The 6135-nt window shown below is 70.9% G+C and carries 7 protein-coding genes; 5 read left to right on the plus strand and 2 right to left on the minus strand.

What is annotated here, in order from left to right; translation table 11 throughout:
- Positions 1-45: 45 nt before the first annotated feature.
- From AC156L_RS34480 to AC156L_RS34495, 4 genes are all read left to right on the plus strand, one after another.
- Positions 46-1323, plus strand: a complete 1278-nt coding sequence (locus tag AC156L_RS34480; RefSeq protein ID WP_484407625.1) for an acetyl-CoA C-acetyltransferase — start codon at positions 46-48, stop codon at positions 1321-1323.
- A 477-nt stretch (positions 1324-1800) separates the two neighbouring features.
- Positions 1801-2046 carry a hypothetical protein gene (locus tag AC156L_RS34485; protein WP_330878699.1) on the plus strand — a complete coding sequence of 82 codons (246 nt, stop codon included), beginning with the start codon at positions 1801-1803 and terminating at the stop codon, positions 2044-2046.
- A gap of 19 nt (positions 2047-2065) precedes the next feature.
- Entirely contained in the window at positions 2066-2857 is a 792-nt protein-coding gene (locus tag AC156L_RS34490; RefSeq protein ID WP_330878700.1) for a helix-turn-helix domain-containing protein, read from the plus strand.
- A 3-nt stretch (positions 2858-2860) separates the two neighbouring features.
- Positions 2861-3646: a helix-turn-helix domain-containing protein gene (locus AC156L_RS34495; RefSeq protein ID WP_330878701.1), complete on the plus strand. Its 786-nt coding sequence runs from the start codon at positions 2861-2863 to the stop codon at positions 3644-3646.
- Positions 3647-3707: 61 nt separating this feature from the next.
- On the opposite strand, the gene AC156L_RS34500 is transcribed toward AC156L_RS34495, so the two are convergent.
- Both AC156L_RS34500 and AC156L_RS34505 read right to left on the minus strand, forming a co-directional pair.
- Entirely contained in the window at positions 3708-3839 is a 132-nt protein-coding gene (locus AC156L_RS34500; protein ID WP_330878702.1) for a hypothetical protein, read from the minus strand.
- A gap of 208 nt (positions 3840-4047) precedes the next feature.
- Positions 4048-4704, minus strand: coding sequence for an SIMPL domain-containing protein (locus tag AC156L_RS34505; protein WP_330878704.1), 657 nt, complete (start codon positions 4702-4704; stop codon positions 4048-4050).
- 114 nt (positions 4705-4818) lie between these two features.
- On the opposite strand from AC156L_RS34505, the gene AC156L_RS34510 reads away from it, so the two are divergent.
- Entirely contained in the window at positions 4819-6012 is a 1194-nt protein-coding gene (locus AC156L_RS34510; RefSeq protein WP_330878703.1) for an ATP-binding protein, read from the plus strand.
- The last annotated feature ends 123 nt before the right edge of the window (positions 6013-6135 follow it).

The following is a 6135-nucleotide window of genomic DNA, read 5'->3' on the forward strand; positions in this document are numbered from 1 at the left end:
CCTACTCGCTGGTAAGACTACTGGCGGGTAGGTAGAATGGCCAGCATGGCTGACATCAAGCGCGTCGCGATCCTCGGTGGCAACCGGATCCCCTTCGCGCGGTCGAACGGGCCCTACGCCACGGCGTCCAACCAGGCCATGCTGACCGCCACCCTGGACGGCCTGGTCAGCCGCTTCGGCCTCCAGGGCGAACGGGTCGGCGAGGTCGTGGCGGGCGCCGTCCTCAAGCACAGCCGCGACTTCAACCTCGTGCGCGAGTCCGTCCTCGGCAGCAGGCTCGCCGCCGACACCCCCGCCTACGACCTCCAGCAGGCGTGCGGCACCGGCCTCCAGGCCGTGATCGCCGTCGCGAACAAGATCGCGCTGGGGCAGATCGACTCCGGCATCGCCGGGGGAGTCGACACCACCAGCGACGCGCCGATCGGCGTCAACGAAGGCCTGCGCGCGGTGCTGCTGGAGTTCAACCGCACCCGCGGCACCGCGGGCAGGCTGAAGCTCCTGGCCAAGCTCCGCCCCGGCCACCTGGTCCCGGACGTGCCCCGCAACGGCGAGCCGCGCACCGGCCTGTCCATGGGCGAGCACGCCGCGATCACCGCGAAGCTGTGGGACGTCGCCCGCGAGGACCAGGACGCCCTGGCCGCCGCCAGCCACCACAACCTGGCCGCCGCCTACGACCGCGGCTTCTTCGACGACCTCGTCACGCCGTTCCTCGGCGTCACCCGCGACCAGAACCTGCGCCCCGACTCCAGCGTCGAGAAGCTGGCGAAGCTCAAGCCGGTGTTCGGCCGCGGCGAGACCGCGACCATGACCGCGGGCAACTCGACGCCGCTGACCGACGGCGCCTCGGCCGTCCTGCTGGCGAGCGAGGAGTGGGCCGCCGCCCGCAACCTGCCCGTGCTGGCCTACCTCACGTTCACCGAGACCGCCGCCGTCGACTACGTGCACGGCGCCGAAGGCCTGCTCATGGCACCCGTCCACGCCGTGCCGCGCATGCTCGCCCGCGCGGGCCTCGCGTTGCAGGACTTCGACTTCTACGAGATCCACGAGGCCTTCGCCTCCCAGGTCCTCGCCACCCTCAAGGCCTGGGAGGACCCGGACTTCAGCAAGACCGCGCTCGGCCTCGACGCCCCGCTCGGCGCCGTCGACCGCGCCAAGCTCAACGTCAACGGCTCCTCGCTCGCCGCGGGCCACCCGTTCGCCGCGACCGGCGCCCGCATCGTCGCCACCCTGGCGAAGCTGCTGGCCGAGAAGGGCTCGGGCCGCGGCCTGATCTCGATCTGCGCGGCGGGCGGCCAGGGGGTCACCGCGATCCTGGAGCGCTAGGGCGACTCCGGGACCGGTGCCCACCGCTGGAAGTTTGGGGCGGGTTTCCGCGCCAACGGCAACCCGCCGTCTCGAAGCTGGTGTCCGGGCCAAGGGACGAACGGCGTCGAGGTGGAGTCATCCCGGACAAGTCCGGCGCGGCTCCACCGCCAACGGTAGGCCGACCTCCGAGCGGGCCGCCAGTCGGTGTCGGCGCCCCTGGACGGGAAGAAGTTCGTTCTGGACGCGAGGACGTCCTCTGACCTGCGGCCAAAGGGGTCATTTTTCTTCGTCCGAGCCGTCCATCGGACGCTCCGGACGGTGTCGCGGTGGGCAGATCGACCCCTGCGGATCATCATTGGTCCATGGGGATCCACGTCCCCCGGCGGTTCCCATCACGAGTCCGGTCGGCGCCAACCGATCGGGTCTCGGGGCAACCCCCACGGGGCCGTGGATCGGGTGTCCGGGCCGACAGGTGTTCGAGAACGGGAGTGGATGATGCTGATCGAGTCGTCGTTACCGGTGGGCCGGGGTTCATCGCCGTGCACGCCGATGCCCGCCGTGCTGGTGCGCACGGGTGTCCTCGTCCTCGTCTTCGTGGTCGTGCTGGTCCTGCTGCGGTGGGGGTACGACGTCCCGACCGCCTTGGCCCTCGTCTCGGGCGTGGGACTGGTGGGCGTGCGGATGGGGTACGGGGTCTCACGACCTCCGCGGAACTGGCCGCTGGTCACCGTCACCCGCTGACCGGGCGGGGGCGAGGGCCATGGACGAACCGTCCGCGTCCGCGCGCGCCAAGGCGAGGGCTCTGCCTCCTCCGGAGGAGGCGGAGCCGCCCGCGAGCGTGTACTCGTCGTGGATCCCCTACTCGCGTGCGGTATCGGGGTTGTCCGTCGTCGCGGACGTCGCCGGTTTCCGGTCGACGCTCAACAACCTCAGGCAGGAGAAGGGCCTGTCGTACGACAGGCTGGGTCGGCGAGCGCGGCACTTCTTCGGGATCTCGCGCAGCGGCGTGTACGCGGTCATGACCGGGCGGCAGCCCATGGACATCCACCAGGTGCGGTCGCTGTTGCGCATGCTCGACGTGTCGGACCAGGAACGCGATCTGTGGCTCGCCGCGTTCGCGCGGATCAGCGCGCCGCCGCCGGAGCGGGGCATCTTGCAGCCCGCTGTCGTGGTGAACCCCCGCAGGCGTCCGGCACCCGTTGAGGACGGTGTGTCCGCACCCGTCAAGAAGCCGTCACCCGCGGGCTGGCCGACCTTGGTGGAGACGCGGTCCCGGCGACCTCGGAAGCGCCCGCCGGACAGGGTGCACGGACAGGTGGGCTGGTTGCTCCTCCCGCTCGTCCTGCTCCCTTCGAGCGCAATCGCCATGACGTTGTCCGGCATGCCCGTGATGTCCATGCTCGCGGTCAACCTGTGGTTCGCCACCATGACGTTCCTGCGCACCTGCATCATCGTGAAGAGGCCAAGGAGGATCCACGTCCGTTCCTCCCCGATCGAGGAGGACCTGTTCAGCATGGATCGCAAAGCTGCTCCACCTGTCATCGGGCTGTAGGCGATGACCAGCGATAACACGGCAAGCAGCCCGGACTACGGCTACACGGTCCACGTCCGGGGAGTGCTGGACGCCGCAACCCCCAAGGAATTCCTCGACCTTCTCAACGCGCTGCGCAAGACCCTGGGACTGTCGTACACGCAAATAGGCAACCGGGCCGGGCGGGGAATGTCGCGCAGCACCGCGCAGGCGATGCTCACCAGTGATTCGCTCCCACCCGAACACCACCTGAAGCTCTTCCTGAAGGCGTGCCGCGTCACCCCCGACGAAACCCGGATGTGGCTCAACTCGCTCGTGCACATCGAGCGCATCACCCGGTCGCACGAGGAGGGCGAAGCGCTGGGTGCCAGCGGTCCCGCGGACGGTGGGACCCGGCCGGAGGACCGTGGCAAGCCCCTGGTCGACAACTTCGGCAACGACGCCAGGAAGATCCTCGACGCCCCTCCCGCTCCGCGGGAGGGGGACTCGCCCGAACCCGTCGCCGTGGACCAGGTCGAGGTGAAGCCGCGCAACCCGATCCTGGCGGGCTTCAGCGTCCGGGCGCTGGCCTCCTTCGTCGTTCTCGTCTGCGTCGTCTCCGGCAGTTCCATCGCCATGTCGTTGGCGAAGGTGCCCATCGAGGTGATCCTCAGCGTCTACTGCGTCATCGCGCTGTCCCTGAGCTCGTGGGCGGCGGTGGCCAGTTTCCACCGAGCTGATCCCGAGTCGGTTCGCAACGTGCCGCTGGACAAGAGCGAAAGCCACTTCAACTCGCCCGAGAGGGGCGTCAGGTCCGCGATCGGTGAATGACGTCGACGCGGTCGAACAGGTGTTCGAGTTGTCCACAGGTGTGGATGGACCTGTGGACCACTCAGCGGGACAGCGCCTCGCCCTCGGCGCGCAGCGCGGGCGCCCACGCGGTCGCGGCCGACGGAGTGGTGCTGACGACCGACCGGGTGTTGCGCGACGCGGTCGTCCCGGTCGGCGGCGAGGCGGAGTCCACCGCGGCGCAACCCGTGCAGCGGGCGGCCGTTCTGGCGTTCGACGAGCCCGCTGAGCTGCGCGAAGGGGTGCGGCTGAGCAGGCGGCTGCACGTGGCGACCGGTCTCCTCTACGGCGAGGACGACGACCAGCGCGAACGGGCGCTGCGCGGCGAGGACACCCCGTTGATCACCGACCAGCTCGACCGGGTGGCCGGGGCGTTGGAACGGCTAGTCGAGGAGCGACCAGGTGGCGGTGCAGCGGACGGTGATCGTGATCTGCTGCGGTTCGAGGCCGAGCTGGTCGATCTGCACCGGGACGCCGGGACTGCCGCCGTACCCCGCGAACGACCTGGCCGCCATCGTGTCCGCCTGCCACTGCTCACCCTCGCTGTCGGACAGCCGCACCAGCGGACCGAGCCTGCGGCCGAGCGCCTCGGCGTAGCCCTGGGCGCGCAGCCGCGCGTCGGCGACGGCGTCCTGCTGGGCGTCGAACACGGCGTCCTTCGTGTCGGTCAGGTCCCACGAGGGGCCGTTGAGCCAGGCCGGTTCGGCGAGCACCAGCGCGGCCAGGAGCCCGTCCAGCTCGTCCAGGTCCGTCACCCGCAGCACGTACCGCTGACTCGCCCGGCTGCCCGCCTTCGTGGTGCCGTCCCAGTTGTCGTGCACGGACAGCTGCCGCGACCGCACCTCGATCCCCTGCCGGTCCAGCAGCGGCTCAACCGCGGCGACGCGGCTGGTCAGAGCCTCGACGGCGTCGTTGCGCAGCTCTCCGGACGCCTCGAAGCTCACGTCCACCTGTGCGCGGTCGGCGATGCGCTCGACCGTGCCCGTCCCCTTCGTCAACACCTCGGCCACGTCGTCCAGCCAACCCCGCCACCGGATCATGCGCAAGGATTGGTCCGTCTAGCGCAGACGCTAGAGAGCGGTAGACGACGAAACACCCCGGAGAAGTCTGCGCGACTATCGGCTGGACCCTAGAGACGGCGATAGCGTGCTGGCGTGGACCCGGTGCGCAACCCGTTCGCCCCCGGCGCAGGCCAACGTCCGCCCGAACTCGCGGGGCGCGACAAGGAGGTCGGCGCCTTCGAGGTCGTGCTGGAACGGGTCGCCCGCGGCCGTCCGGAACGCAGTCTCGTCCTCACCGGCCTGCGCGGCGTGGGCAAGACGGTGCTGCTCGGCGAGCTGCGCTCGATGGCGCTGCGGCGCGGCTGGGGCGCGGGCAAGATCGAGGCCAGGCCGGACGCCGGACTCCGCCGCCCGCTGGCGGCGGCGCTGCACCGCGCGATCCGCGACCTGGCCGTCCGGCACCGCGCCCCGGACCGCGTCGAGGCCGCGCTGGGCGTGCTCAAGGCGTTCGCGCTGCGCTCGAACCCGGCCGACGCGAAGCTCCGCGACCGCTGGCAGCCCGGCATCGACGTGCCCGCCGCGTCCGGCAGGGCCGATTCGGGCGACATCGAGATCGACCTGGTCGAGCTGTTCACCGACGTCGCCGAACTGGCGCAGGACGTCGGCACGGGCGTCGCGCTGCTCATCGACGAGATGCAGGACCTGCGCCCCGACGACATCTCCGCGCTGTGCGCCGCGTGCCACGAGCTGTCCCAGTCCGGTGCGCCGCTGGTCGTGGTCGGCGCCGGCCTGCCGCACCTGCCCGCCGTGCTGTCGGCGGGCAAGTCCTACTCCGAGCGCCTGTTCCGCTACGTCCGCATCGACCGGCTGAGCCGCGAGGACGCCGACCGCGCCGTCCTCGCCCCGGTCGAACGCGAGGACGCGGGCATCCACGTCGAGGCCCTGGACGCCCTCTTCGACGCCTCCGGCGGTTACCCGTACTTCATCCAGGCCTACGGCAAGGCGGCCTGGGACGCCGCGCCGGACGACCCGATCACCGCGCTCGACGTCTCGGTGGCCGCTCCCGAGGCCGACGCCGAACTGGCCGTCGGCTTCTTCGGCTCCCGCTACGAGCGGGCGACCCCGGCCGAGCGCGAGTACCTGCGCGCGATGGCCGAGATGACCGACGGCAAGGACGCGGGCGTCAACACCGCGCAGGTGGCCGAGCACCTGGCCCGCAAGCCGTCGTCGCTCTCGCCCGCGCGGGACAGCCTCATCAAGAAGGGCCTCGTGTACTCGGCGGAGCGCGGCCAGATCGCGTTCACCGTCCCGCACTTCGGCCGCTTCCTCCTGGGTCGCGAGGACTAGGCCTCCCACCTGCGCTCATGCCGGACATCCGGCGATATCCCACTCTCTAGCGCTCACGCTAGAGAGTGGGCCGGACGCGCGGGGACCACGTCCGGTTGCAGTAGGCGTTCGACAGGACAATCG

It is taken from the genome of Umezawaea sp., from assembly GCF_057122925.1.

Excerpts from the sequence above, each read along its gene's own strand:
- AC156L_RS34480 (WP_484407625.1), top strand. The coding sequence starts at position 46 with ATGGCTGACATCAAGCGCGTCGCGATCCTCGGTGGCAACCGGATCCCC.
- AC156L_RS34485 (WP_330878699.1), top strand. The coding sequence starts at position 1,801 with ATGCTGATCGAGTCGTCGTTACCGGTGGGCCGGGGTTCATCGCCGTGC.
- AC156L_RS34490 (WP_330878700.1), top strand. The coding sequence starts at position 2,066 with ATGGACGAACCGTCCGCGTCCGCGCGCGCCAAGGCGAGGGCTCTGCCT.
- AC156L_RS34495 (WP_330878701.1), top strand. The coding sequence starts at position 2,861 with ATGACCAGCGATAACACGGCAAGCAGCCCGGACTACGGCTACACGGTC.
- AC156L_RS34505 (WP_330878704.1), bottom strand. The coding sequence starts at position 4,704 with ATGATCCGGTGGCGGGGTTGGCTGGACGACGTGGCCGAGGTGTTGACG.